This window comes from Candidatus Stoquefichus massiliensis AP9, from assembly GCF_000455285.1.
GTDB classification, from domain to species: Bacteria; Bacillota_I; Bacilli_A; order Erysipelotrichales; family Coprobacillaceae; genus Stoquefichus; species Stoquefichus massiliensis.
Genome location: NZ_HG005305.1, coordinates 1 through 2,715, shown reverse-complemented (window position 1 = coordinate 2,715; position 2,715 = coordinate 1). Strand labels below are relative to the sequence as shown.

Below are 2,715 nucleotides of genomic sequence, written 5' to 3'. Positions count from 1 at the left end.
TATAAATGATAATATAATATTGTACAAAAATGATCATTTAAGAATGTACAAATCTGATATCAACCTGATATAATCCTATAGCTAATATAGGAGGTTGAAAAATGATATTAGAATTTAATATAGGCAATAAGATTGCTATACATTCAATGGAAGATCTTTGTATACTTGGAAAATTAGAGGAGGCTGGTACTACGAAGCTTAATAAATCACAAATAGCTAGAGAATTGAATGTTGACAGGCGTACTGTTGATAAATACATTAAAGGCTATAAAAAATCAAACACTAGAAATAGAAGCAGTAAACTAGATGAATATTATGATTTGGTAGATGATCTATTAAATCATAATAATACTCAGGTTTTCTTCTATAAAAGAATTCTATGGCAATATCTAAAAGATAACCATGGATTAGACTGCTCCGAATCGTCCTTTAGACGATGGGTTTCAAAAAACAAGGATTTTCAATCCTATTTTAACGGAATAAGAAATCGAACCGTTAATGGAGAGAAAAGAGACTGCACGACAACCCATCATGCTATGCATTACGTCACTCTGCCAGGAGAAGAGGCACAGCTGGACTGGAAGGAATCAATGAATATGCTGCTCAAAGATGGAGTTATAGTAAGCATCAATATTTTTGCTCTTGTTTATTCCTATTCGCGTTTTAAGATATATCAGCTATCTTTAACCAAAACTCAGGATGTACTGTTTCATCTGCTGGATAATGCTTTTGAACAGGCTGGAGGGGTTCCTGCCAAGCTAAGAACAGACAATATGAAAACCGTAATGGATGAGGCTCGCACTCAGTATCGCAGTGGCAAGATCAACAATAGATTTAAGCAGTTTGCTGATGACTATGGCTTTCAGGTGACACCATGTCGAGCAGGAGAACCGCAGGTCAAGGCTAAAGTGGAGGCTCCAATGAAGATACTTGATGAATTATATGCCTATAACGGTATGCTTGATATAGCCGAATTAAATCAGAAGCTTATGGAAATAAACAATCGTGTGAATTCATCATGCCATCCTGAAACAGGCAAGATTCCTATCCTGCATATAAACAAAGAAAAAGATTCCCTCAAACCTCTACCAAAGGATAAAATAAGGAATCTCTATCAGATAAAATCGTCATCAGTAAAAGTTAATTCACAAAGCACTATTACGTATAAGGGCAATTACTATTCAGTACCGCCGGCGTATATAGGAAGAAGATTAACCATTCAAATACATGATAACTATTTACATGTCTATTGTAACACAAATCTTGTCACAATCCATGAAATAGTTGAAGAAAAAAAGAGAAATTATCATGACAGCCACTATATCGAAATTACAGGAATGTCTATCAAAGGCAGTAAAGAAGATATAGAGGAGTTTGCAAGAAATAATTTAAAAGAGATTGGAGAGATATATAAATGACAAGTTCATATACACAGCTAAAGGAAAATCTGGAATATCTAAAATTAAAGGAATCATCAGTGAGACTGGATGAAACACTGGATTTCATTGTTTCAAATGAATTAAGCTTTACTGAAGGACTGCTGAAACTGACAAATATAGAAGTTGACTATCGTAAAGCCAGCATGATCAAGGCAATGCTTAAGGTTGCTGCATTCCCATTCATAAAGGAACTGAAGGATTTTGAATTTGATTTCCAGCCAAATATCAATAGAACTCAAATAATGGAATTGGAATCATTGGGTTTTGTTGAAAATCAGGAGAATATTGTGTTTTTAGGTCCATCTGGTGTTGGCAAGACACATCTGGCAACATCAATTGGAATTGCAGCTGCAAAGAAAAGATTCAGCACTTATTTTATAAAATGTCATGATCTGATAGCACAGCTCAAAAGGGCAAGGCTGGAAAACAGGCTGGATGACAGAATAAAGCATTTTAATAAGTATCGAGTCCTTATACTTGATGAACTTGGATATCTTCCTATCGATAAGGAGGATGCAAAATTGTTTTTTCAGCTGATTGACAAAAGATATGAAAAGAAAAGCACAATAATTACGACTAATATCAACTTTAGTCAGTGGGATGAAATATTTGGTGATCCAGTTATTGCCAATGCAATTTTAGATAGAATACTGCATCACGCAAAAGTTGTATCAATTAATGGGAAATCCTATAGACTTAAGGATCATATTGTAAAAAAGGAGGCAGCTGGCCATGAAGAATAAATTTAACGCACTGCAGAAAGAATACTGCAATCTGAAAAATGAATATGAAATCGCATTTGTTGTGAAAACAGGATGGAAATATAATGGTGCTATCCAGCAGGAAGCAAAACTGATTATTCTGAATAATACAAAAGATTTTGAAGATATGTATTACTTAGAAGGTGAATCATCATATCGAGATCCAGATGGTGATAAAATGATGATAATACATGAGTCAATGTATTATTACGAACCACCAATTGAAGATGCAGAATGGTATTTGGAATTAGATAAGGATTTAACTTATTTATATAGAGGAAAGGATTGGCATGAAGTTAAAAAAGAGATATATGAAAAAAATTCAGCATTCAACTGGCTTGATAAGAAAGAATTTTTAGACAATTATGATAATGCTGATTATATTATTGAAAGTTCTAACCCTTTAATTCATATATTTACGAGTGCATTAAAATGACTAGGCTAAGTCAACTTAGCTAGTCATAATTGTACATTCTTAAATAATCAAAAATGTACATTTTTATGTTGACATTTAT

3 protein-coding genes are annotated in these 2,715 nt (G+C 33.4%); all 3 read left to right on the top strand.

What is annotated here, in order from left to right:
• The first annotated feature begins 101 nt into the window (after positions 1 to 101).
• Genes istA through BN350_RS17970 form a run of 3 tightly spaced genes read left to right on the top strand, consistent with a single transcriptional unit; the run spans position 102 to position 2,636 of the window.
• Positions 102 to 1,418 (top strand): IS21 family transposase, encoded by a 1,317-nt coding sequence (gene istA, locus BN350_RS17980; RefSeq protein ID WP_028044829.1) that lies wholly within the window; start codon positions 102 to 104, stop codon positions 1,416 to 1,418.
• On the top strand, positions 1,415 to 2,182 hold the full coding sequence (gene istB / locus BN350_RS17975; protein WP_028044828.1) for an IS21-like element helper ATPase IstB: 768 nt from the start codon (positions 1,415 to 1,417) through the stop codon (positions 2,180 to 2,182). Before istA ends, istB begins: the two co-directional genes overlap by 4 nt.
• Positions 2,172 to 2,636 carry a hypothetical protein gene (locus BN350_RS17970; RefSeq protein ID WP_028044827.1) on the top strand — a complete coding sequence of 155 codons (465 nt, stop codon included), beginning with the start codon at positions 2,172 to 2,174 and terminating at the stop codon, positions 2,634 to 2,636. The genes istB and BN350_RS17970 overlap by 11 nt, the downstream gene beginning before the upstream one ends.
• Positions 2,637 to 2,715: the final 79 nt, after the last annotated feature.